The organism is Nocardia sp. NPDC003482 (assembly GCF_053588115.1).
Genome location: NZ_JBSFPI010000035.1, coordinates 1 through 22388 on the forward strand (window position 1 = coordinate 1; position 22388 = coordinate 22388).

At 69.4% G+C, this 22388-nt stretch carries 19 protein-coding genes; 3 read left to right on the plus strand and 16 right to left on the minus strand.

The features are described 5' to 3' along the window. Positions 1-299 precede the first annotated feature (299 nt). From ACWDSJ_RS34810 to ACWDSJ_RS34820, 3 genes are all read right to left on the minus strand, one after another. Positions 300-3542 (minus strand): arabinosyltransferase domain-containing protein, encoded by a 3243-nt coding sequence (locus ACWDSJ_RS34810; RefSeq protein WP_450037035.1) that lies wholly within the window; start codon positions 3540-3542, stop codon positions 300-302. Positions 3543-3731: 189 nt separating this feature from the next. After that, positions 3732-4235, minus strand: coding sequence for a hypothetical protein (locus ACWDSJ_RS34815; RefSeq protein WP_387361684.1), 504 nt, complete (start codon positions 4233-4235; stop codon positions 3732-3734). 112 nt (positions 4236-4347) lie between these two features. Beyond that, positions 4348-5736, minus strand: a complete 1389-nt coding sequence (locus ACWDSJ_RS34820) for a DNA polymerase IV (protein WP_450037067.1) — start codon at positions 5734-5736, stop codon at positions 4348-4350. A gap of 240 nt (positions 5737-5976) precedes the next feature. On the opposite strand from ACWDSJ_RS34820, the gene ACWDSJ_RS34825 reads away from it, so the two are divergent. Further along, positions 5977-6876, plus strand: coding sequence for a UTP--glucose-1-phosphate uridylyltransferase (locus ACWDSJ_RS34825; protein ID WP_387361682.1), 900 nt, complete (start codon positions 5977-5979; stop codon positions 6874-6876). Here ACWDSJ_RS34825 and ACWDSJ_RS34830 read toward each other — a convergent pair. Continuing rightward, positions 6873-7304 (minus strand): MarR family winged helix-turn-helix transcriptional regulator, encoded by a 432-nt coding sequence (locus ACWDSJ_RS34830; RefSeq protein WP_450037036.1) that lies wholly within the window; start codon positions 7302-7304, stop codon positions 6873-6875. The genes ACWDSJ_RS34825 and ACWDSJ_RS34830 overlap by 4 nt on opposite strands. Positions 7305-7381: 77 nt before the next feature. Here ACWDSJ_RS34830 and ACWDSJ_RS34835 point away from each other — a divergent pair, with 77 nt between their 5' ends. Continuing rightward, complete coding sequence (locus ACWDSJ_RS34835; RefSeq protein WP_450037038.1) at positions 7382-8413, plus strand: hypothetical protein; 1032 nt, start codon at positions 7382-7384, stop codon at positions 8411-8413. Between the two features lie 6 nt (positions 8414-8419). On the opposite strand, the gene ACWDSJ_RS34840 is transcribed toward ACWDSJ_RS34835, so the two are convergent. From ACWDSJ_RS34840 to pruA, 3 genes are all read right to left on the minus strand, one after another. Further along, positions 8420-8968, minus strand: coding sequence for a C40 family peptidase (locus ACWDSJ_RS34840; RefSeq protein ID WP_387361676.1), 549 nt, complete (start codon positions 8966-8968; stop codon positions 8420-8422). Positions 8969-9368: 400 nt separating this feature from the next. Then, entirely contained in the window at positions 9369-10328 is a 960-nt protein-coding gene (locus tag ACWDSJ_RS34845) for a proline dehydrogenase family protein (protein WP_450037039.1), read from the minus strand. Continuing rightward, the gene (gene pruA / locus ACWDSJ_RS34850; protein ID WP_450037040.1) at positions 10321-11970 is read right to left on the minus strand and encodes an L-glutamate gamma-semialdehyde dehydrogenase; all 1650 of its coding nucleotides are present in this window, start codon (positions 11968-11970) and stop codon (positions 10321-10323) included. Before pruA ends, ACWDSJ_RS34845 begins: the two co-directional genes overlap by 8 nt. A gap of 87 nt (positions 11971-12057) precedes the next feature. Between pruA and ACWDSJ_RS34855 the strand changes: the two genes are divergently transcribed. After that, positions 12058-13689 carry a PucR family transcriptional regulator gene (locus ACWDSJ_RS34855; protein WP_450037042.1) on the plus strand — a complete coding sequence of 544 codons (1632 nt, stop codon included), beginning with the start codon at positions 12058-12060 and terminating at the stop codon, positions 13687-13689. Here the strand turns inward: ACWDSJ_RS34855 and ACWDSJ_RS34860 are convergent. The 9 genes from ACWDSJ_RS34860 to pgeF all read right to left on the minus strand — a co-directional run bounded on the left by ACWDSJ_RS34860 (position 13680) and on the right by pgeF (position 22141). After that, positions 13680-14240, minus strand: coding sequence for an exonuclease domain-containing protein (locus tag ACWDSJ_RS34860; protein WP_450037044.1), 561 nt, complete (start codon positions 14238-14240; stop codon positions 13680-13682). The two genes, ACWDSJ_RS34855 and ACWDSJ_RS34860, sit on opposite strands and share 10 nt — an antisense overlap. 120 nt (positions 14241-14360) lie before the next feature. After that, positions 14361-17513, minus strand: a complete 3153-nt coding sequence (gene ileS, locus ACWDSJ_RS34865; RefSeq protein ID WP_450037045.1) for an isoleucine--tRNA ligase — start codon at positions 17511-17513, stop codon at positions 14361-14363. Between the two features lie 261 nt (positions 17514-17774). After that, a complete protein-coding gene (locus ACWDSJ_RS34870) occupies positions 17775-18116 on the minus strand; it encodes a hypothetical protein (RefSeq protein ID WP_450037069.1) in 342 nt (113 codons plus the stop codon). A gap of 48 nt (positions 18117-18164) precedes the next feature. After that, positions 18165-19004, minus strand: coding sequence for a DivIVA-like cell division protein Wag31 (wag31, locus tag ACWDSJ_RS34875; RefSeq protein WP_387361662.1), 840 nt, complete (start codon positions 19002-19004; stop codon positions 18165-18167). 73 nt (positions 19005-19077) lie between these two features. After that, complete coding sequence (locus ACWDSJ_RS34880) at positions 19078-19380, minus strand: YggT family protein (protein ID WP_062505179.1); 303 nt, start codon at positions 19378-19380, stop codon at positions 19078-19080. 127 nt (positions 19381-19507) lie between these two features. Then, entirely contained in the window at positions 19508-20290 is a 783-nt protein-coding gene (locus ACWDSJ_RS34885; protein ID WP_387361660.1) for a cell division protein SepF, read from the minus strand. Continuing rightward, on the minus strand, positions 20287-20433 hold the full coding sequence (locus tag ACWDSJ_RS34890) for a hypothetical protein (RefSeq protein WP_387361659.1): 147 nt from the start codon (positions 20431-20433) through the stop codon (positions 20287-20289). Before ACWDSJ_RS34890 ends, ACWDSJ_RS34885 begins: the two co-directional genes overlap by 4 nt. A 108-nt stretch (positions 20434-20541) precedes the next feature. Next, complete coding sequence (locus ACWDSJ_RS34895) at positions 20542-21291, minus strand: YggS family pyridoxal phosphate-dependent enzyme (RefSeq protein ID WP_450037048.1); 750 nt, start codon at positions 21289-21291, stop codon at positions 20542-20544. Positions 21292-21400: 109 nt separating this feature from the next. Further along, the gene (gene pgeF / locus ACWDSJ_RS34900) at positions 21401-22141 is read right to left on the minus strand and encodes a peptidoglycan editing factor PgeF (protein ID WP_387361655.1); all 741 of its coding nucleotides are present in this window, start codon (positions 22139-22141) and stop codon (positions 21401-21403) included. Positions 22142-22388: the final 247 nt, after the last annotated feature.

Here is a 22388-nt window from a genome sequence, read left to right on the forward strand (position 1 = left end):
CGTGTCTCTTGCGCCGCTGTTGTTCGCGCTACTTGCGGGCGTCTCCGCCGCCGCCCGGCGAGCCGCCTCGTGGGGGCCCCCACGACGAGGAACAGGAGGGGGCAGTGCCCGACTCCAGAAACAGGGCCGAAAGGGGGGCCAGGCAAGCAACAAACGGTGAGGCCGAGCACCCACGGCAAGCACAACAAGGCACGGCCCCCCAGGTACACGAACCCAGCCGCACCCCTTATTTGGATCCGCACCCTTTGTAGGGCCCTGCAAGGGGTGCGTTTTCGAATAAAGGGTGCGGCTGGGTTGCCTTACTGCCAGGTGGTGTTTATGGGGCCTGGGGACCAGAGGCCGGGGTGGGGTTGGCGGGTGACCGTGGGGGTGGCGGGGGCCGCTCCAGGGGCGATGGGGGTGAGGTGTTGGAGTTCGCCCCAGTCCTGGTCCCAGTCGTGGTCGAGGTAGGTGGCGAGGGTTTGGGAGTGGAGGAGTTGTTGGCTCCAGCCGAGGGGGCCGCCGCCGTCGTGGCTTTCCCAGAGGTTGGTGTCGTGGGCGCCGACTCGGTCGGGGAGGAGGCGCCATTCGGGGGTTTGGGCTATGCCGTCGTGGTGGTCGAAGGGGCGTTGGCAAGGGAATTGGAGGCCGACGGCCCAGTCGAGGAGGACGGGGGTTTGCGAGCCGACGAGGTCCTGAAGGGTTCGGGTGCGAGGGACGCGGGGCGGGGTGAGGGCCAGCCATTGCGTGGGGTCGAGGCTGCGGGCGCTGGCGACGATCCGGATGGCGTCGGCGTTCGCCGGGATCCGATCCATCGGGACACGCAGATTCCGCCACGAGGGGGCGGGGCCGATATCGAGCGGCGTGACGCGGCCCAGCGGCCGCGCGGTCGTCGCGGAATCGCTTGTGCCGTACTCGATCTCGACCGACTGACCGGGCGTCACGACGCCGTCCTTGTCCACCGAGCGAATCCGCCCGGCCGCCGCCACGGCCACCAGACCACCGCGATCGCCGCCCGTGGGCAGGCGGTACCACCCCGTGGTCAGATCGGCCGTGCCGGGATGACCGGCCGTGCCCAACTCCGGCGTGGTCGCCGAGTCCAGACCGAAAGGCAAAGGGGCCCCGCCGGTTTCGGTGCCGCTGTCGCCGCCGGGCTTGTTGTCGAACGCGCCCGCGATACTGCTGCCGTTGCTCGGCTCCCCGTCGGGCGTGAGATCCCCGACGCCGCCGCGCACGAAACCGTCGGCGTTCGCCCCGAACGCCGCGAACGCGTCCCCGCCCAACGGCGTCAGCAGCGACGCGTTCGGATCCGTCTCCACCAGCACCTCGTTCGCCAGCCCGCACGGCTCCCCCAGCACCGCCGCCACATTCGACTTCGCCAGCGAGAACGCCGGATACTGCGACACCGCGCCCTTGGCGAACGAGGCGACCTCGAACACCACCAGCAGCGCCGCCGCCACCGTCAACGGCGGAATCGACGCCAGCCGCCACGCGCGCGGCGAGATCTGGTGCGGCGTACCGGGTTCCGGCGCGCGCACATGCCACCATCCCGCGAGCAGCAGGAACACCAGCGCCGCCGCCAGGAACACCAGATAGAACCCGAACCCGTGGAACGAGGGCGCCTTGTCGTGCCAGGGCACCCCGAAACTGGAGATCCACCACCACTCGTTGACGCTGGTGAAGATCTGCGCCAGCGCCAGCGACACCACCGCCGCGAACAACGCCCGGTTGCGCGGCGACCGCATCACCCGCGGCCCCACCGCGACCGCGGTCAACACCGCCACCGCGCCCGCCAGCCCGGCGTAGATGCCGTTGTGATGGGTGAACTTCGTCGGCGTGATCGCCATGAAAAGCATTGCGCCGAACGTGATTCCGAGCAGCCGCTTGGCCGGGCCGGACGCCGTGAACGGAATCCGCCCGCCCTTGCGCAGCAGCACGAACACGCACACCAGCAGCCCGATCCACATGGCCACCATCGCGAACCGCCGCGCGATCGACCCGTCCGCGGTGGGCATGAACAGCCACTGATAGGCCAGATAGTCGTTGTACCAGGGGTCGGCTGGACCGACGGCCTGATGCACCCGGTACATCTCGAACGTCGCCGACAGCGGTTCGACCCCGAACATCGCCACCAGCATCACCGCCCCCGAGGCGAGCAGCGGCGTCACCATCGCGCCGTAGCCCACGATCCGCGAACCCCGCTGTCCCGCAACGGTTTCCGCCCGCGCTACCCCGGTCCGCACCGCCGTGCGCATTCCCGCGATCAGCGGCGCGAGACAGATGTAGGCCGAGGGCGCCGCCGTGAAACTGAACGCCGCCACCACGATCGCCAGCCCGTAGGGCAGTAGCCGCCGCGTCGCGATCGACCGTTCCACCAGCACCCAGGCGAGCAGCACGCAGACGGCGACCACCGGTTCGGGCCGCAACCCGTTGTTGTACGGCAGCCACACCGCCAGGAATCCCAGCGCCCCGGTCCACACCGCGACCCGATCGTGGCGCACCGCCACCCCGAGCCGCGGGATCACCTCGCGGCTGAGGATCAGCCAGGTCAGCACCCCCGCCAGCAGGGTCGGCAACCGCACCCACGGACTCGCGGGGCTGATCTCGGCCATCCGCGCGATCACGTCGTACGGCGGTGTGCCGACCGGGGTTTCGGGCACGCCGAAGAACCGGAAGTAGTTCGCCATGTACCCCGACACCAGCGAGGTCCGCGCCATGCCGAACTGATAGCCGTCGTCGGAGGTGGTGGACCCGATGAAATGCCACACCACCAGCGTCGCGAACACGACCGCGTCGACCACCCCGAAGGTGCGCCAGCGCAACGGAATCCAGCGCCTCAGCCGCCGCCCGTCGAGCGCGTCCAGCCGGTGCAGCGCGACCAACGCGAGCAGCGTGCACACCACCGCCAGCACGCTCGCCACCCGCTTGAGCGGCGTCGGCGTCACCGAGAACCGGCTGTCCACCTGCGCGGTCACTCGCGTCCCGGCCGCGGTCGGCAGATCGCTGAAGACGCCCACCAGCTGCGGCCGGTGATCGCCTTGCAGCGCAACGGCATTCACGCCGGGACCGGTGACCGAGGTCGCGGAGATATCGGAGTGCACGGTGACGGACCCGGCGGCGAGGACGTCCAGCGGCACCTCCGCGAGCGCCTGATTGCGCAGGACCAGCTCGAGCCGGGCGGGCTTGTCGTCCCCCGCGGGCCGCACCCGCGCGACGAAACCGTAGTGCTCCAGATCCGGCGCGCCCTCGGGCAGCGTCGAGGTGACGATCCCGCCGTGCTCGGCCAGTTGCGCGGCGGCCGCGCCGGGAATCGTCGCGTCGAAGGTCAACGGGGCGTAGGACACCAGCGGCGCGGTGATCGACCGCGGCGAATCCTGTTGCGGCCAGGACACGGTCGTGTGGTCGACGGCGACCGGCAGCAGCGGCACCGCGACGGCGCACAACACGGCGAGCAATCCGGCCACGAACGCCACCGGCGCGGCCCAGCCCCGACGTCGTCCGGTGGTCGCGGGTAGGTCGCCGGGCGCGGAATCCTCATCCGCTCGCACCATCGTGTCCGTCACGGAGGCAGATGCTAGCGCGACCGATTCGGCGGAAGCGAAGTCGTCCGACGATTCTCAGCCTCCGCTTAAAGTCGCCGCGCCGAGCCATGACACGCCGACGGCCGGTATCCGCGTGGGGATACCGGCCGTGGGCGCGAGCGGGATACCGCCGTGAGCGGGAGCGGGATACCGCCGTGGGGGAACCGAATACTACGTGCAGGCCGGGGAGGTCTGGCCCAGGTTCTGCAACCCGGCGCAGGCCCAGCTCTTCTGGAGCTTCCACTTGCCGTCCTGCGCGACGAACGGGACGTCGGCCTCGGTGGGGGCGCCGCCGTTGACCGAGAAGTTGACCTTGGCGGTCAGCTGGTCGAGCAGCTGCTTGACGTCGGTCACCTCGATCTTGGCGTTGTTCTGCTGGTAGGCGGTGACCAGCTTCTGGATCATCTGCGGATCCTTGGTCAGCGCCTGCTGGCCGTCCTCGAGGTACTCGACCTTCTGGGAGTCGGGCACGTTCGGGTCCAGCGTCTGCTGCAGCAGGGTGTTCAGCTCCGAGACCGACGGCACCGGCGGGACATTGGCCGAGGCCGTGCCCGACGCCTGGCTCGTGGTCGTCTTGGTGGACTTGCCGTCGGAGTTCTTGTCACCGCTGCCACAGGCCGACATGCCGAGCGCAGCCACGACGGCCACGGTGGCGACCGCGATGCGTCCAGTCATCTGAAGCTTCAATGCTCGTCCTTTGCATTCGATTTGGTCTGGTTCCGTTCACGCGAGCGCCACCACCACACCGGCAGCGCTGCACGAGTGGCCTCACGCTACCCGCCGAAATTCAACGAAGACTAAGGAGCGGGTCGGCCGGGGACAGATCGACGTCGTCGGCGGCAAAGGTATACGCCGGACCCGGTCCTGTCGAGCGCGTCTCGAATCGGATTGTGACGCGGCCGTGTCCGCTGCCCTGCACCCAGCCGTGGCCGTGCTCGCGATGGGAGACATCACGACCCGGGTACCAGAATTCGGTGGTGTAGGAGCGGGTCGCGGGCGGCACCGGCTGCGGGCCCGCGGCCGCGGCCGGGGTGGCGACGGCCAAAGTCGGTTCGGGAGCGACGAATTCGTCGAGCGCGGCGAGCGGACCCGCGCTGTGCTCGGCGCGGCCGGGCGCGCGGCGGGCGGCGATGTCCTGGTCGAGTTCGGGGAACAGCGACTCCTGACGCACCGTGGACAATCCGCCGAAACCGACCCCCACCAAGCGAATCGGGCCCAGCTCTTGCGGATCGATGGCCGAGCGCAGCGCCGCGGCGGTGAGCGTGGCGAGATTCTCGGTGGCGTAGGGCAGCGTGAACGAGCGCGTCACGATGCTCATATCGGCCTTCTTGAGTTTCAGCACGACCGTGCGGGCGGCCCGGCCGTCGTGGGTCAGGCGCCGGTGCGCGGCCGCGGCCATCGCCTCGATCGCGGGCCGCAGCTGGGCCAGGGTGAGAATGTCGCTCTCGTAGGTGGTTTCGGCGCTTATCTGCTTGGCCTCGGCGCGTTCGGCCACCGGGCGATCGTCGACGCCGCGGGCCAGCCGGTGCAGCGCCGCGCCGACGCTGCCGCCCAGCAGCGACACCGCCTCGGCCTCGGGCAGCGCCGCGAACGCGCCGACGGTCTCGATACCCACCGAGCGCAGCCGACCCTCGGCCACCGGGCCGATCCCCCACAGCTTGCGCACCGGCAGCGCGGCCAGCAACTCCCGCTGTTCGGCGGGCGAAACCACCCGCACGCCATCGGGTTTCGCCAGGCCGGAGGCGATCTTGGCGAGCTGTTTGCCGGTGCCCGCGCCGACCGACGCGACCAGTCCGGTGCGCTCGCGCACCAGCGCCCGCAGCTCCTCACAGAAGCGCAGCACGGATTCGGCGGTGGCCCCGGCCAATTCGGCCGGCTCGCCGAACGCCTCGTCGAACGACAGCGTCTCCAGCACCGGGATGCGCGAGCGCAACGTCTCGAACACCTGCCCGCTCACCTCGCCGTAGACCACCCCGCGCGGCGGCACCACCACGGCCGTCACCCCGACCAGCCGCCGGGCCATGTGCATGGGCATGGCCGACCGCGCCCCGAACACCCGGGCCTCGTAACTGGCCCCGGCCACCACCGCCCGCGCGCCCGTGCCGCCGACCAGCACCGGCCGCCCGCGCAGCGTCGGGCGGGTCAGCTGCTCGACCGAGGCGAAGAAGGCGTCCATATCGATGTGCAGCACCCATCGGCGCGCCGAGGCCCGGCGACCCGCTGGGAAATTGCTGCTGAATTCCTGACCGTCGGGGCGCGCGCGAGGCCGCGCCGCGCTACCCTCCCCCACCCCGCCGAATGCCTCACGACCAGGCCAGAACCGTGGCGTAGCCGAGACGTGGTCGGGGTTCATGACCCGAAATCTACGCTCGCCTACCGACAGATCCGTGCGGGTGAGTATGTGATGATCGGTCACATGACTATCCGCAAGGCCGTGATCCCCGCCGCTGGTATCGGTTCTCGCCTGCTGCCGCTGACCAAGGCCATCCCCAAGGAGATGCTGCCGGTCGGCGATAAGCCCGTCATCGAGCACACCGTGCGCGAGCTGGTGGCCTCGGGTATCACCGACATCACGATCGTGGTCAGTGCCGGAAAGTCGCTCATCCAGGACCACTTCCGGCCCAATCCGGCCTTGGCCGCGCAGCTGCGCGCCGACGGCAAGACCGCCTACGCCGACGCGGTGGAGGAGGTCGGCGAACTCGGCCGCCTCGGCCACATCACCTACCTCGACCAGCACGGCCCGTACGGCAACGGCACGCCGGTGCTCAACGCCGCGCGCAACCTGGGCGACGAGCCGATGCTGGTGCTGTGGCCCGACGACGTGTTCGTCGCCGACGTCCCGCGCGCGCAGCAGCTCATCGACGCCTACAACAAGACCAAGGCCCCGGTACTGGCGCTGATGCCGATGGATCCGGCCGACTCCAAGCGCTACGGCGTGCCGGTGGTCCGCGAGACCCTCGAGGACGGCCTGCTGCGCATCGGCGGCCTGCGCGAGAAGCCCAAGCCGGAGGACGCGCCCTCGGCCTACGCCGCGATCGGCGGTTACGTGGTCACCCCCGGCATCATCGACGAACTGCGCAAGCAGGTCGCCGACTGGTACACCCACCGCACCGGCGAGGTGTACCTGACCGACGCGATCAACGCCTTCGCCGATTCGAACGCCGTGTACGGCCAGGTGATCAGCGGCCGCTGGTACGATACCGGCAACCCGGCCGACTACCTGACGGCCCAATTCGCCTCGGCCCTGGCCCATCCCGAGTACGGGCCCTTGTTGCGGGACATGGTGGCGAATCAGGAGAAGTCGGGGGCGCTCTAAGCGTCCGGGGCGTTGTAGCGGACCAGGTACTCCGCGAGGCGGGCGATATCGCGGTCGTCCCAGTCGCGGAAGCGTTCGGTGAAGGCTCGGGCGCGGGCGCGTTCGGCCTCGCGGGAGACGCGTCGGCCCTCGGGCGTCGCGCGCAGGATGTGGTTGCGGCGGTTGGCGGGATCGACCTCGCGGGTCAGGTAGCCCTGCTGTTCGAGGGCGGCGACCTGGCGGCTCACCGTGGACTTGTCCAGCAGGAAGTGCTCGGCCAACTCCGCCGCCAGACAGCCGTCGCGATCGATGACCAGATCGAGAATGCTGGCCGCGACCAGCGTCAATTCCGGATGCAACTCGGCTGCCCGGCCCCGGGCGCGGCGCGCGAAGGCGGTCAGCTCGCGCTGGATGGTCTGGATCGCCGCGTTCCGCGCGCTGGGGGTCATAGTTGCATAGTACAACGATGAGGCGGTACAGTACGGAGGTCGTCATAGTTGTATTTACCAACCATTGGAGTGGTCGCATGGTCTCCCGTCAGCTCCGGCACGTCGCCGTTCACCTGCTGACTCCGCTGCTGATGTGCCTGGGCATGGGGCTGGCGTATCTGGGGGCGTTCCACCAGCCCGAGCCGAATCACCTGAAGGTGGCCGTGGTCGGCGAGACGCCGCAGGTGAAGGTGCTGGCGCAGACGCTGAAGGACGACGCGGGCGACGCCCTCGAGGTCGTCACCGTGCCCGATCGGGACGCCGCGGTGTCCCAGCTGCGCGACCGCGCGCTCGCCGGAGCCTACGTCCCCGACGCCGCGCGACCGGAAGTGCTTGTCGCCGAGGCGAATTCGGACACCACGGCCATGGCGGTGCGCAGCGTCTTCGGCCGCGTCGCCGACACCCAGCACGTACCGATGACGACCACCGACGTCGCCGCCACCTCCCCCGGCGATCCGACCGGGCAGGGGCTGTTCTTCCTGCTGGTGGCGCTGAGCATCGGCTCCTACGGCAGCGTCGCGGCGATCGGCGCGGCCGGGGCCGGACTGAGCGCGGCGCTGCGGGCGCTGATCGGGATCGCGACCGCGCTGGCGGTGAGCGTCATCGGAATCGTGTTGGCGGGACCGGTGTTCGGGATCGTCGACCACGACTACGCGCAGATCTGGGCGATGGGCTGGCTGTATTCGGCGGGCATCCTGCTGATCGGGATCGGCGCGCACACCTTCCTGACCCGCTGGACCACCCTGGCCATGATGGTGCTGTTCGTGATGCTCAACTTCACCACCTCCGGCGGGGTGTACCGGCCGGAGTTGCAGAACGGCTTCTTCGGTGCGCTGCACGGCTTCTGGAACGGCGCGGGATTCGTCGAGGGCGCGCGCAGCCTGCTGTATTTCGACGGCGGGGCCGGATTCGGCGGCCGGATGGCCAGCCTGGCGCTGTGGCTCGCGGCCGGGGTGGCGCTGGTGGTGATCGCCGGTTCGACCGAACGTCGCCGGGCCGCACGGGTTTCCGCGACGGTGCACGCGCGACGCTCGGCCGAGGAGGAGATGGAGGAGGCCGTCGGCGTCTGACCCGGTTCAGAAGAACCGGCGGATGGCGTAGATGTGGAACTCGCTCAACGGCGTGAGCACCACGCCGACGCCCACGTCGTAAGCGTTGAGCAGCAGACCCCCGCCCGCGTAGATGCCCTCGTGCGACCCGTCGTCGTTCACGATGACCACGTCGCCGGGCATGAGCGCGAAGAACGGCACCGCACTGCCCGCCCGCGCCTGCTCCCAGGTGGTGCGCGGCAGCAGGATGCCGACGGAGCGAAACGCCCACTGCACCAGGCCGGAACAGTCGTACGCGTACGGTCCCACCCCACCCCATTCGTACGGTTTGCCGGTCTGCGAGGTCGCCACGCTGAGCGCGGCCATCGCGCGCGGACTCGCCATCGGGATGTTCGCGAGCCCGTCCGCGCTCAGCGAGGACGATCCCGATCCGGAACCGGACGCGCTCCCGCTGGCACTACCGCTGATCAGATCCACATCGGCCGCCGCGGGGGCGGCCCAGATCGCGACGGCCAGGGCCGCCAGGAGACCGGCCCGTAGTGGCCGGACGCCGCTGCCGTGCAGTGTTGTCGCCATTCACTCGCCCTCCGGTCGGCGTACACCACCGCGACGGACCGGGCCCGGACACTGCTCTCACACTCGACCGGGCGAAGCCTGCCTGGTGGTGCGGATGGAACCTCAACTTGACAGTGATAGTTGCCGAGCATAACTGCCGAGCGGAACGAAGTGCGCGAAATGACGAAAAGGCTCACCGTGCCCGGCGAACGCGGGTGGCGTCACTGGTGGGTGTCCGCGCCCGCCGGGCATCGGTTCGCGTTCCCGTGGTAGAGCGACCACGGGAAGTCCGAGACAGTGGTGGCCCGGCTATCCCCTCATTCGAAAGCCGGACTCGGGGTGGGCCCCGTCACTGTCACGCGAGTTACCGTACCACAAATCTGCCGCTGAACAACGGCACGTTGAACAACGTGCCGATTCTCTATCGACCGGGGACGGCCGACCGCAGGAAGAACATCAGATTCGCCGGGCGCTCGGCCAGCCGCCGGACGAAGTAGCCGTACCACTGGTCACCGAACGGCACGTACACCCGCAGGTGCTGGCCGAGCCGCACCAGCCGGTCCTGTTCGGCGGGCCGGATGCCGTAGAGCATCTGGAATTCGAAGTCCTCGCGTCCGCGCGGCGTCGCCGTGGCCAGCAGGGCGGCGGCCTCGATCATGGCCGGATCGTGCGTGGCGACCATCGGATACCCGTTGCCGCGCATGAGGATTCGCAGGCAGCGCAGATAGGAGTCGTCCACCTCGCGCTTGCGGCGGAAGGCCACCGATTCGGGTTCGTCGTAGGCGCCCTTGCACAACCGGATCCGCGCGCCCGCGGCGGCGAAGTCGCGGCAGTCGTCCTCGGTGCGGCGCAGGTACGCCTGGAGTACGGTGCCGACGGTGTCGGGGTGGTCGCGGCGCAGCTCGCGCACGATGGCGTGGGTGGAGTCGGTGGTGGTGTGGTCCTCGGCGTCGATGGTGACCCACACCCGGGCGGTGGCGGCGGCCTCGACGATCTTGCGGGCGTTGTGCAGGGCGATGGTGTGCCCGTCGCCGGGCAGCGCCTGGCCCAGCGCCGACAGTTTCACCGAGACCTCCAGCGGGCGGGCCAGATTCGAGTCGTCGCCGGACAAGGCGCCCAGCGCCGCGACGAGATCGAGGTATTCGTCCACCACGCGCTGGGCGTGGTCCGGGTCGAGGGTGTCCTCGCCGAGGTAGTCGATGGTCACGAAGCGGTTGCGCGCCAACAGCTCTCGCGTGGTGTCCAGCACCGCCGCGCGGGTCTCGCCCGCGACGAAGCGGTCGACGATGCGGCGGGTGACGGGCAGTCCGGTCAGGCCGCGTTCGATGCGCGGGGATCGGGCGGCGGCCAGCAGGGCGGGGCGCAGCGGGTTGTTACTCATCGGGACCGCCCTCCTGGTGCGGGTACTCGTGGCGGGTGGCCGGGACGAAGGTCTCCTTGATCGAGCGCGGGGACGTCCAGCGCAGCAGGTTCAGCGCGGAACCGGCCTTGTCGTTGGTGCCCGAGGCGCGCGACCCGCCGAACGGCTGTTGCCCCACCACCGCGCCGGTCGGCTTGTCGTTGACGTAGAAGTTGCCCGCCGCGAAACGCAGTGCGGCGCCGGCCTTCTCGACGGCGGTCCGGTCGGTGGCGAACACCGCGCCGGTGAGGCCGTACGCGGCGCCGGAGTCCACCAGGCGCAGCACCTCGTCGAAGGCGTGCGGGCGGGTGTCGTCGTAGACGTGCAGCGACAGGATCGGGCCGAAGTACTCGGTGCGGAACGCCTCGTCGGTGGGGTCGTCGCCGACCAGCAGGGTGGGGCTGACGAACCAGCCGACGGCGTCGTCGTAGCCGCCGCCGGTGGCCACGGTCAGGCTGTCGGTGGCCTTGGCCCGTTCGATGGCGGCGACATTGCGGTCGAAGGCGCGCCGATCGATCACGGCCCCACCGAAATTCGTGAAATCGGTGACGTCGCCGTAGCGCAGCGAGCCGATCCGGTCGATCAGCTCGTCCCCGATCCGCGACCACAGCGACCGCGGCACGAACGCGCGGGAGGCGGCCGAGCACTTCTGGCCCTGGTACTCGTAGGCGCCGCGGATGAGCGCGGTGACCAGCGCCTCGGGGTCGGCCGAGGGGTGCGCGAGCACGAAGTCCTTGCCGCCGGTCTCGCCGACCAGCCGCGGATAGGTGCGGTAGCGATCGATGTGCTGGCCGACCTCGCGCCACAGGTGCTGGAAGGTGCGGGTGGAGCCGGTGAAGTGGATGCCCGCCAGGCGCGGATCGGTCAGCAGCACGTCGGAGACCTCGGGGCCGTGGCCGTGCACGAGGTTGATCACGCCCGGGGGCAGTCCGGCGGCCTCGAGCAGCCGCATGGTGTGGTACGCGGCGACGGCCTGGGTGGGCGAGGGCTTCCACACGACGGTGTTGCCCATGAGAGCCGGTGCGGTGGGCAGGTTTCCGGCGATGGCGCTGAAGTTGAACGGGGTGATCGCGTAGACGAAACCCTCGAGCGGTCGGTAGTCGGTGCGGTTCCACACCCCGGGGCTCGAATTCGGTTGCTGGGCCAGCAGTTGCCGGGCGAAGTGCACGTTGAAGCGCCAGAAGTCGACCAGTTCGCAGGGCGCGTCGATCTCGGCCTGATACGGCGATTTGGATTGGCCGAGCATGGTCGCGGCGGCGATGGTCTCGCGCCACGGTCCGGCGAGCAGGTCGGCGGCGCGCAGGAAGACCGCGGCGCGTTCGTCGAAAGGCAGTGCGCGCCAGGCGGTTCCGGCTCTCACCGCGGTATCCACGGCGTCCTGCGCGTCACTCGGTTCGGCCACGCGGAAGGCGCCCAGCACGGCGGCGTGGCGGTGCGGCTGCACCACCTCCACCCGGGCGCCGGCGCCGGGTCGGTGCTCGCCGTCGATGACGTGGCGGATCTCGGTGGGGTGGTCCGTCAGCTCGCGCAGCGCGGCCCGCAGGCGGGCGCGTTCGGGGGTGCCGGGGGCGTAGGAGTGGACCGGCTCGTTCGCCGGGGCGGGAACGGAGGTTATCGCGTCCATGGCTCGAATACACTCCATCCGGGCGCGCAGACCCTTGTCCCAGCGGCCGAATTGCCAGCCGGATTTTCGTCCGATTGAATGAAGAGTGTGAAGCAGTTCATACCGCTGTCCGAGCTGGTGTCGGCGCTGACCAGCGCGGTCGTCACGCTGCTGGACGCCCCGGCGGGCGAGGACGTGACCGTGGACTCGGTGGCGTTCATGGACGTGGACGATCTGCACATGGACATGCCGCCGGGGCGGGCGCTGCCGGAGGTGTATCTCCAGGTCGGCGTGGCCGACGAGGACGCCACGCGGTGGCTGTGCGATCTCGGGCGGCGGTGTCCGGCCGCGCATCGGCCGCGGGTGGTGTTCTCCAAGGGCGCGTCGGCACGGCTGCGGGCGGCGGCGCAGGAGGCGGGGATCGCGGTGGTCGCGGTGCATCCGCACGCGCGGTGGGAGATGGTGCACTCGCTCATCGGCCGGATCATCGGGGAGGGGGCCGGGCCGCGGGCGCTGGAGTCGATGCCGCGGCCGGACACCGACCTGTTCGGGCTGGCGCAGTCGGTGGCCGAGTCCACGCGGGGGCTGGTGAGCATCGAGGACGATCAGTCGCGGCTGCTGGCGTATTCGGCCGACAGCACGGCGTCGGCGGATGTGGTGCGGCGGGCCTCGGTGCTGGGGCGGCAGGGTCCGGCGGGTTATCTGCACTGGTTGCAGCGCGAGGGGGTGTTCGATCGGCTGCGCAATACCGGTGAGGCCGTAGAGGTTTCGGCGCAACCGGAGTTCGAGACGCGGCGGCGGGTGGCCATCGGGATCCGCGAGCCCGGCCGGCGCGGCGGGGCGGGACGCACCTGGCTCGGCACGATCTGGGTGCAGGAGGGCACCGAACCGCTCGACGCCGACAGCGCGCGGGTGCTGCGCGGCGCGGCGGCCATCGCGGCGCGGGTGATCTGGCGGACCCGGCACGCGCCGACCTCGGACGCGCTGCTGATCCAGCGACTGTTCGGCGAGCACGGCGGCGAGGTGGACATCCCGATCTTCGCCGAGACCTTCGCGGTGCCCGCCGACGGCCGCGCGGCGGTGATCGGCTTCGCCCGGCACGCCGCCGACGCACCGGACGAGGACGTCCTGCATCGCGGCACGGTCGCACTTCGATTGCACGCCAGCGCCTTTCGGCAGGACTGCCTGACGACGCGGCTGGGCGACCGGATGTATGTGCTGTTCCCCGACCATCATTCGGCGGATCGGGTGGCGTCGTGGACCCGGCAGGTCATCGGCCAACTGGCCGAACGATCCGGGCTGGACCTGCGCGCCGCCATCGCCGCCCCCGTCGACGGCCTGGCCGACGTCGCCCGCGCCCGCGCCGAGGTGGACCGCGTCCTCGACCGCACCGCCACCCTCCCCGACGCCGAACGGGTCACCACCCTGGCAAGCTCCCGCACGACGGTCCTGCTCGCCGAGATCCTCACCCTGGTGAGCGAACACCCCGAACTCCGCGACCCCCGCCTGACCACCCTGCTCGACTACGACACCCGCTACTCCGCCGACCTGTGCCGCAGCCTCGAGGTCTACCTCACCCGCCGCGGTGACGTCCGCACGGCGGCAACGGATTTGCGCATTCATCCGAATACACTGCGCTACCGCATCCGGCGGGCGACGCAGTTGATGGGGATCGATCTGGACAACGCGGCGGATCGGTTGTTGCTGGAGATCGAGCTGGCGGTGTTGCGTCAGGGGTGATCGAAACCGACGCCGCGGCGGATCATGTCGATGATCAGGGCGGCGATGTTCCAGGCGTCGTCGCCGCCGCGGTGGTGGGTGCCCTCGAGCGGGATCTGTCGCAGCCGAAGGGCTCCGGCCATGCCGAAACGTTGTGTGGTGCCCAGAGATTCGGAGAACTCCGCCTTGGCGTTGATGTGATGCGGGCCGAACGGATACTCGACTCCCGTTGCGGCGCACTGGCTTTCGAACTGTTTGCGATCGTAGGCACCCCAGCTCGCCCACACCCGGCCCGTCGAGTCCTGTTCCCTCCGCAGCCATTCGCAGGCCGCGGCGAAACCGACGCCGCCGTCGACCTGTTCCTGCGTCAGGGTCGTGAGTCGGGTACAGAACTCGCTCACCGTCGAGTGTTCCGGCCGCACCAGCACACTGTGCTTGTCCACCCGCTCGAGCGTCGTCAGATCGATGACGCACAGGCCGATTTCGATGATCTCGCTGGTTTGGTCCTTCGGCTGCTTGCCCTGCCAGCAGGTGGCCTCGACGTCTATGACGTTGAGGTAGTGGGTGGTCATGGGGGTGACATTAGAGGTGGATGGGGTTCGCGGCTATCGAATTATGTTGCGGGTCCTCGTATCCGGCGCTGGGGCGCCGGATACGAGGAACATGGGAGGGGGTCGGGCCCTAGGACCCGCTCACGCCTTGGTGATCGAGGCGCGTACGCCACCCACCAGCTCGGCGGCGTTCGGCCCCGCGTTGCCGAAGGTGAGGGTGGTGGCCAGGACCTCGCCTGCGATGAGGGCGCGGTGGGTTTCGGCCCAGGGGAGGTGGGACGGGGGGATTTCGAGGGTGAGGGTGATGCGGTCGGAGACGTCCAGGCCCAGGGACTTTCGGGTTTCCTGGAGGTCGCGGATGAGGTCGCGGGCCCAGCCTTCGGCCTCGAGGTCCTCGGTGACCTCCGAATTCAGCACGACCAGGCCGGCATTGCCGGGGAGGGCGGCGGTGGACTCGGGTTCGGCGGCGACCAGGCGCTGGGTGTACTCCTCCGGAAGCAGGTCGATGCCGGCGGCGCTGACCACGCCCTCCGGGCTCTCGGTCCACTCCCCCGCCTTGACCGCCTTGATCACCGTCTGCACCTGCTTGCCGAGGCGCGGACCGGCCGCGCGGGCGTTGACGGCCAGTTCGAAGCGGCCGTGGGCGGCCACATCCGTGGTCAGGTCCACCTTCTTGACATTGACCTCGTCGGCGATCAGGTCGGTGAAGGGGGCCAGGCGCTCGGCGTCGGGGGCGGCGATGGTGGCCTCCGACAGCGGCAGGCGCACCCGCAGGTTGCGGGCCTTGCGCAGGCCGAGCAGGGTCGAGCAGACCGTGCGGACCTCGTCCATGGCCGCCACCAGCTCCGGATCCTTCGGCAGATCGGTCGCGGCGGGCCAGTCGGTGAGATGCACCGAGCGGCCGCCGGTCAGCCCGCGCCAGATCACCTCGGTGATCAACGGCAGCAGCGGGGCCGCCAGGCGGGTGGTCACCTCGAGCACCGTGTGCAGGGTGTCGATGGCGTCGCGCTCCTCGTCCCAGAAGCGCGAACGCGACCGGCGCACATACCAATTGGTGAGCGCGTCGGCGAAGGTGCGCAACGCGTCGCAGGCGGTCGCGATGTCGTAGACCTCGAGCGCCTCGGTCATGACGTCGCGCGTCGCCGCCAGCTTGGCCAGGATGTAGCGATCCAGCACATGCGGCGAATCGGTCCGCCACACACCGGGTTTCGAGGCGTACAGCTGCAGGAACGTCCACGCGTTCCACAGCGGCCGCAGCGCGTGGCTCACGCCCTCGCGGATACCGCGCTCGGTGACGATGAGATTCCCGCCGCGCAGCACCGGCGACGCCATGAGGAACCACCGCATGGCGTCCGAGCCGTCCCGGTCGAACACCTCGTTGACATCGGGATAGTTGCCCTTGGACTTGGACATCTTCAACCCGTCGTCACCCAGCACGATCCCGTGCGCCACAACGGATTTGAACGCGGGCCGATCGAACAACGCGGTCGACAGGACGTGCAGGTTGTAGAACCACCCGCGCGTCTGCCCGTTGTACTCGACGATGAAATCGCCGGGGCTGTGCGCCTTCTCGTCGTGCGTGCCCTCGAACCACTCCTTGTTCTCGAACGGGTAGTGCACCTGCGCGTAGGGCATCGACCCGGACTCGAACCAGCAGTCCAGCACCTCCGGCACCCGCCGCATCATCGACTTGCCGGTCGGGTCGTCGGGATTGGGCCGCACCAGCTCGTCGATCGCGGGCCGGTGCAGATCGGCGGGGCGCACCCCGAAGTCGTGCTCGAGCTGATCCAACGAGCCGTACACGTCGACGCGCGGATACTCCGGATCGTCGGACACCCACACCGGGATCGGCGCGCCCCAATAGCGATTGCGGCTGATGTTCCAGTCCCGCGCGTTCTCCAGCCACTTGCCGAACTGGCCGTCGCGGATGTGCTCGGGCACCCAGGTGATCTGCTTGTTCAGCTCCACCATCCGGTCGCGGAACTTGGTGACCGCGACGAACCAGGACGGCACCGCCATGTAGATCAGCGGCTGCCCCGACCGCCAGCTGTGCGGATAGGAGTGCTCGATCGTCTCGTGCCGCAACAGCTTTCCCGCGGCCTTGAGATCCTTGATGATCACCGGATTGGCGTCGAAGATCATCAGGCCCTCGTACGGCGGCACCATCGAGGTGAACCGGCCGCCCGGGTCCAGCGGCTGCACGATCTCGATGTCGTTGGCCGCGCAGACCGCCATGTCCTCCTCACCGAACGCCGGCGCGAGATGCACCACGCCGGTACCGGAGTCTGTGGTCACGTAGTCGGCCTCGAGCACGCGATGCGCGTTCGGGTGACCGGCGAAGAAGTCGAACGGCGGACGGTAGCGCAGGCCCACCAGCGCCGCCCCGGAATGCTCCGAGAGCACGCGCGGCCGCTCGCCCAACTCCCGGGCGTAGTGCGAAACCCGTTCGGCCGCCAGCAGATACCGCTTGCCGTCCGCGCCCTCGACGTGCACGTAGGTGATGTCGGGATGCACCGCGATCGCCAGGTTCGACGGCAGCGTCCACGGCGTGGTGGTCCAGATCAGCGCGTTCGCGCCGTCGAGTTCGCGCAGCGGATGATCGGCGGGGACCGCGAGCGGCATGTCCACGGTGACCGCCGGATCCTGGCGCATCCGGTAGGCGTCGTCGAGGCGCGCCTCCTGATTCGACAGCGGGGTCTGCTCGTACCAGCTGTAGGGCAGCACCCGGAAACCCTGGTAGATCAGGCCCTTGTCGTAGAGCGACTTGAACGCCCACATCACCGACTCCATGAAGTCGGGATCGAGGGTCTTGTAGTCGTTGTCGAAGTCGACCCAACGGGCCTGACGGGTCACATACGCGCGCCACTCGTTGGTGTAACGCAACACAGACCTTTTGCACGCGGCATTGAATTCCGCGAGACCCATCGCATCGATCTGTGATTTGTCCGTGATACCGAGCTGTTTCTCCGCTTCGATTTCCGCGGGCAGGCCGTGGGTGTCCCAGCCGAAACGACGCTCGACCTTCTTACCGCGCATGGTCTGGAAACGCGGGATCAAATCCTTCACGTATCCGGTGAGCAGATGCCCGTAGTGCGGCAACCCGTTGGCGAAGGGCGGGCCGTCGTAGAAGACGAACTCCTCTGCGCCCGAACGGTTGTCGATGCTGGCGCGGAAGGTGTCGTCGGCGGCCCAATAGTCCAGCACGCGCCGCTCCAGCTCCGGGAACGACACCTGGCCGCCCTCGCCGAGATCGACTCGGGGATAAGCGTTTTCGGTGGTTGTCTGGTCCGCCATGTCGGGCGTCGGTCTCCTCCGTGCCGGTGCGCTGTGCGCGCGTCGTGGGCACGGGGACGATGCCGGCGCCGGTGCGCCGAGACCGCGGTACCACCCCGCTTGCCCGGCCGTCGTGCGGGCCGGACCGCTTCGTTGTGAGCTGTGACGGGCTCACCCGTTCGGTTCTACTGAGCGCTCGCGCGCCGTTCTTCCGAAGGCTCCCCGGTGATGGCCGGATCGATGCCGATGTCGCTGGTTTGATTGTAGCCGCAGTGGGCAAACCTATTGTCGGCCCGGGCGTTCGCCGGGGCGACGAGAGGAACCGCCGGGGTAGCGCGTGGATTCACCGGGACGTCGACCGAAATCGCCGGAATCGCCCTGGGCGCGTCCGGAATCGGGTCGCCGGGTCGGACGCGTGGGAGCCCCCCGTTTGGCGTGCCGGGCCGGACCGGCCTGCGTCTCGTCCTCGACCTCGCGCATCGACAGCGCGCTCATCAGGAGCACGACGGCGCCGATGACGCACACGACGATGCAACCCCACGCCCACACCACCGATCCGGTGGTCAGCGCGGTCACCAGGAGGCCGAAGCCGATCGCGGCCAGGACGAGCGTCAGAACGAGCATGGTCACCCCCGAGACGGGCCGAGCCGCACGCTCCGGCGGACGACGGGACTACTTGCCGCCCTTGGCGAACGAGGCCGGTGCGTGGTTGTGGTTGGCTCCCGCGCCGTCGAAGGTGTCGCCGCCGTCGACCGGGACCGCGGACCCACGATTCTCCAGCTCCTCGAGCTGCGACTCCAGGTAGGACTTCAGCCGCACCCGGTATTCGCGTTCGAACGTCTTCAGCTGCTCGATCCGGCTCTCCAGCACGCTGCGCTGCTGGGTGATGGTGGCCATGATCTCGGTGTGCTTGCGCTCGGCGTCGGCCTGCAGGGCGTCGGCCTTCTCCTTGGCCTGACGCAGCTGGTTGTCCGAGCGGGACTGCGCGTCCGACAGCAGCGACTCGGCCTTCTGCCGGGCCTCGGCGACCATGCCCTCCGAGCGGGTGCGCGCGTCGCTGACGAGGCGCTCGGAGTTGGCGCGGGCGTTGGCGAGCAGCTGCTCGGCCTCGGTCTTGGCGTCGCTGGTGAGCCGGTCGGCCATCTCCTGGGCCAGGCTGAGCACCTTGGCGGCCTGGAGGTTGGCGTCGGCGCCGGCCGGATCCTTCAGCGCCACGGGGGCGGGCATCGGGGCGGGCGGCGGCGCGACGGCCGCAGGCTTGGGGGGCTCGGGCGCGGGCGGCGGCGGAGCCTTCACCGCCTGCGGGGCCGGGCGGGCCTTCTTGGCGTCGGCGAGCTCGGCGTCGAGCTCGGCAACCCGCTGGCGAAGATCGGCGTTCTCCTCGATCAGGCGTGAGAGTTCCTGCTCGACCAGGTCCAGGAAGGCATCGACTTCGTCCTCGTTGTAGCCGCGCTTCCCGATCGGCGGTTTGCTGAACGCGACGTTGTGCACATCGGCTGGGGTCAGCGGCATGGAAGGATCCCTTCACGCTTCGTACGGAGATCTAGCACTAGATCCGGCAAGCTATTCTTCACGGCCCATTCTGTCACACCGGGCCTACCGGCTGCCCGAGCCTGCTCGTGATCGTCATCAGGATGAAGACGATGAAAAGCAGCACCATAATCGACAGATCGAGGCGAATTCCACCCAAGTTCACGGGAGGTATCAAACGCCTCAACAGTTTCACCGGCGGATCGGTGATCGTGAAGATCACCTCGAGGATCACCACGACGACGCCCCTGGGATGCCAGTCCCGGGCGAAGCTGCGGATGAACTCGACGATGACTCGGCTGATCAACAGCAGCCAGAAGAGGAACAGGAGTACATACAGCACCTTGAACAAGGCCACGGGTCCACTCTGCCTCAGAATCGGTGTCCTGCAAACTCCCCGCGCCGACGCGCACGGCCTGACTCCCCCCACTCACGGCGTGTCGGCCCTGGTAACCAACCCCGCCCGACGTTCTCGGTGATATGTCCTATTTCTGGTTGTAGAAGCCGTTTTCCGCGATGCGGCGGCGTTCCTCGGCCGATACGTCCACGTCGGCGGGTGAGAGCAGGAACACCTTCGTGGCGACCTTGTCGAACGAGCCACGCAGCGCGAAGGCCAGGCCCGCGGCGAAGTCGACGAGCCGCCGGGCGTCGGCGTTGCTCATCTCGACCAGGTCCATGATCACCGGGGTGCCGTCGCGGAAGCGCTCGCCGATGATGGCGGCCTCGGCGTAGGTGCGCGGGCGCAGTGTCGTGATCTTGGACAAGGGGCCTCCGTCCTCGAAGACCGGCGCGCGGCGCGGCGCGGGCTCGAAACGGGCCCGCTGCTCCTCGACCCGCCGCTCCTCCAGCCTCCGCTCGACCTCCGGATCGACCGCGAGCGCGCCGTGCGTGGTGCCGCGGACCATCGGGGGCGTGCCGAGCCCGCGCGAACGGCCCGAACCGGCCGAGTCGATGCGGGTGGGCCGGCGCGGGGGCTCGTAGCGGTCGTCGGCGTAGGACTCGTCGCCGTAGTCCTCGCGCCGGGCGACCGTGTAGCCGGGCTGATAGGGCGCCTTGTAGGTCGGTTCGGGGTAGCCGGGCTCGTCGTCGTAGCGGTCCTCGGAGAACCGGGAGCGGCCGCTCGGCTCGTAGCGGGGCTCGGGGTAGTCGCGGCCGCGACGGGCGCGGTCGTCCACACCTCGGGGGCCGCGATCGTCGACGTAGTCGTCCTCGTACTCCTCGAGCGGGACCATGCCGAAATAGGCCTTGAACCTGTGCAGGGTGCTCATGCTTCCACCTCGCTGGCGCTCGCCTCCAGCACGAGCACCCTCGTGGCTGGGTTCATTTCCCGGGCTTCCACCTCGCCGACGCTCCACTCCAGCACGAGCCCGCTCGTGGCTGCGCTTTTCACTCGCTCGCTGCGCTCGCTCATCCTGGTCGACCTTCCTACGGCACCCGGCTGGCCTGGGGTGTTGAAGTCCTGCTCAGTCTCGTCTGTCACAAGCATAATGTTTCGAATGTGACTGATGAGGTTTGTTTGCTATCCCGAGGTTATCGGTCGAGCGCCCATCAAGGCTGTACCGACACGCACGCAGGTGGACCCGTGTCGAATAGCCGCTTCCAAATCTCCCGACATACCGGCGGAGAGTTCGCGCGCCCCGGGATGTCGGGCGCGGAGCTCGGCGTGCAGCCGGGCGAGCCGTTCGAATTCCGGCTCGGGATCGGTGTCCAGCGGCGGGATGGCCATCAGGCCCGCCAACCGCAGGTTCGGGGTGTCGGCGACGTGGTCCGCGAGGGCGGGCAGGTCGGCCGGGGCGACGCCGCCTCGGGTGGGGTCGCGATCGAGGCTGACCTGCAGCAACACCTCCAGGGGCGTCGCGCGTTCACCGGCGTCGCGGGCGGCTCCCACGGCCGCGTCAAGGGCGGTAGCCAGGCGATCGCTGTCGACCGAGTGGACGACATCCGCCCAGCGTGCGACCGATTTCGCCTTGTTGCGCTGGAGGCGGCCGATCATGTGCCAGCGTATCTGGGACAGGTGTCCCAAACCGGCCACCTTGGCGGCGGCCTCCTGGTCCCGGGACTCGCCGAATTCGCGGCGGCCCAACCCGTACAGGATCTCGATATCGCGCGCGGGGAAGAATTTCGTGACCGGAAGTAACTTCACCTCGTCCGGGGAGCGACCCGCGGCGCGGCACGCGGCATCGATCCGGTCCGTCAGAGTGGTCAGCGCATCGGACAGTTCGGCGGTGCGCGTGGATTCCGCGGCGGCGGCGCCGGATTCGACTGTCATAGGCGAACTCCCTGAAATGCGAAACTCGTCACGAAAGACTCCGAATGGGCCGAAACGGTGAATTGCCAGGACTTAGCCAGGTTTTCCGGAGTGGGCAAGCCGTCAAAATTCATGGCGCCCCGGCCGTTTCGTCACCCGACATCCAGATGACTCCCGCGAGGCGGCCGGTGGGCGCGCCGCGGCGGTGACTGAACAGCGTCTCGTCCTCGATCGTGCAGCGCGGGTCGACGGCGACCGCGCCCACTCCGGCCTGTTCGAGCTGGCGTTGGATGCCCGCGCGCAGATCGAGACCGGGGGTGCCCTTGACCGTGGTGGTGGCGCTGCCGGGCAGGTGCGCCTCGACGTCGGCGCGCATGGCGGCGGGCACCTCGTACTGTCGTCCGCTCGCGGCCGGGCCGAGCAGCGCGCCGATGCGCTCGACCCGCGCGCCGACGGAGATCATCGCGTCGAGGACGCGCGGCACGATCCCGATCCGCGCGCCGACCCGGCCCGCGTGGACGGCCGCGATGACGCCCGCCTCGTCGTCGGAGAGCAGGATGGGCACGCAGTCGGCGGTCAGCACGACCAGGGCGAGTTCGGGGACTGTTGTCACCAATGCGTCGGTGACCGGAACGGGCTCGGCGCGCGGTCCGTCGACGATCTCGACATTGCGCCCGTGCACCTGTTCCATCCACACCAGCCGCTCGGGCCCCAACCCGATCCCCTCGGCCAGCCGCAACCTGTTGCGCCGCACGGCCTCCGGATCGTCCCCCACGTGGTCCCCCAGATTGAAGGACTCGTACGGTCCCCGCGACACCCCGCCCGCCCGCGTGGTGAGCACCCGCCGAACCCGAACCGAAGTCGTCGTCATACCCCCGACCCTAGTCGCCACCCACACTCCCCCGCCCGACCCGACAACTACGCACCCGTTCCACCTCTCCGCCGCATCCGGCCCAGTCATACCCACCCCGGCCCCCGAAAAACCTCCCCCGGCAAGCCTTTCCGGCCCCGAGTTCCGAACCTCTCAGACCTGGATCGCAACCGGTCATTACAACGCAACACCACCCCTCCCCGCAACCCATCTCCCTCCCCGAGCCCCACCTCCCCCTCGCGATGGC

Coding starts and splice junctions, on each gene's coding strand:
- ACWDSJ_RS34815 (WP_387361684.1), bottom strand. CDS start 4,235: ATGACTGGACGCATCGCGGTCGCCACCGTGGCCGTCGTGGCTGCGCTC.
- ACWDSJ_RS34820 (WP_450037067.1), bottom strand. CDS start 5,736: ATGGACGCCTTCTTCGCCTCGGTCGAGCAGCTGACCCGCCCGACGCTG.
- ACWDSJ_RS34825 (WP_387361682.1), top strand. CDS start 5,977: ATGACTATCCGCAAGGCCGTGATCCCCGCCGCTGGTATCGGTTCTCGC.
- ACWDSJ_RS34830 (WP_450037036.1), bottom strand. CDS start 7,304: ATGACCCCCAGCGCGCGGAACGCGGCGATCCAGACCATCCAGCGCGAG.
- ACWDSJ_RS34835 (WP_450037038.1), top strand. CDS start 7,382: ATGGTCTCCCGTCAGCTCCGGCACGTCGCCGTTCACCTGCTGACTCCG.
- ACWDSJ_RS34840 (WP_387361676.1), bottom strand. CDS start 8,968: ATGGCGACAACACTGCACGGCAGCGGCGTCCGGCCACTACGGGCCGGT.
- ACWDSJ_RS34845 (WP_450037039.1), bottom strand. CDS start 10,328: ATGAGTAACAACCCGCTGCGCCCCGCCCTGCTGGCCGCCGCCCGATCC.
- pruA (WP_450037040.1), bottom strand. CDS start 11,970: ATGGACGCGATAACCTCCGTTCCCGCCCCGGCGAACGAGCCGGTCCAC.
- ACWDSJ_RS34860 (WP_450037044.1), bottom strand. CDS start 14,240: ATGACCACCCACTACCTCAACGTCATAGACGTCGAGGCCACCTGCTGG.
- ileS (WP_450037045.1), bottom strand. CDS start 17,513: ATGGCGGACCAGACAACCACCGAAAACGCTTATCCCCGAGTCGATCTC.
- ACWDSJ_RS34870 (WP_450037069.1), bottom strand. CDS start 18,116: ATGCTCGTTCTGACGCTCGTCCTGGCCGCGATCGGCTTCGGCCTCCTG.
- wag31 (WP_387361662.1), bottom strand. CDS start 19,004: ATGCCGCTGACCCCAGCCGATGTGCACAACGTCGCGTTCAGCAAACCG.
- ACWDSJ_RS34885 (WP_387361660.1), bottom strand. CDS start 20,290: ATGAGCACCCTGCACAGGTTCAAGGCCTATTTCGGCATGGTCCCGCTC.
- ACWDSJ_RS34890 (WP_387361659.1), bottom strand. CDS start 20,433: ATGAGCGAGCGCAGCGAGCGAGTGAAAAGCGCAGCCACGAGCGGGCTC.
- ACWDSJ_RS34895 (WP_450037048.1), bottom strand. CDS start 21,291: ATGACAGTCGAATCCGGCGCCGCCGCCGCGGAATCCACGCGCACCGCC.
- pgeF (WP_387361655.1), bottom strand. CDS start 22,141: ATGACGACGACTTCGGTTCGGGTTCGGCGGGTGCTCACCACGCGGGCG.